Raw genomic sequence first — 465 nt, 5'->3', positions numbered from 1 at the left:
GTATAAGAGACAGCCTACGGGAGGCTGCAGTTAGGAATCTTCGGCAATGGGGGAAACCCTGACCGAGCGACACTGCTTGAAGGATGAAGGTCTTCGGATCGTAAACTTCTGAACCTGCGACGAAAAATGACGGTAGCAGGCTAATAGCACCGGCTAACTCCGTGCCAGCAGCCGCGGTAATACGGAGGGTGCAAGCGTTATCCGGAATCACTGGGCGTAAAGGGCGCGTAGGCGGTTTGTTAAGTCCGATGTTAAAGACCGAGGCTCAACCTCGACACGGCGTTGGATACTGGCAAGCTGGACGGTTGGAGAGGAAGGTAGAATTACCAGTGTAGCGGTGGAATGCGTAGATACTGGTAGGAATACCCATTGCGAAGGCAGCCTTCTGGACAACACGTGACGCTGAGGCGCGAAAGTGTGGGGAGCAAACCGGATTAGATACCCGAGTAGTCCTGTCTCTTATAC

1 rRNA gene is annotated in these 465 nt (G+C 53.8%); it reads left to right on the top strand.

Features of this window, described 5'->3' with window-relative positions:
- Positions 1–465: ribosomal RNA gene (locus ACTHSL_RS13015) — 16S ribosomal RNA — on the top strand; the annotation flags it as partial.

This window comes from Neisseria sp. P0008.S010 (assembly GCF_051962715.1).
Lineage (GTDB): Bacteria > Pseudomonadota > Gammaproteobacteria > Burkholderiales > Neisseriaceae > Neisseria > Neisseria elongata.
This window is presented reverse-complemented; position numbering and strand designations above follow the sequence as displayed.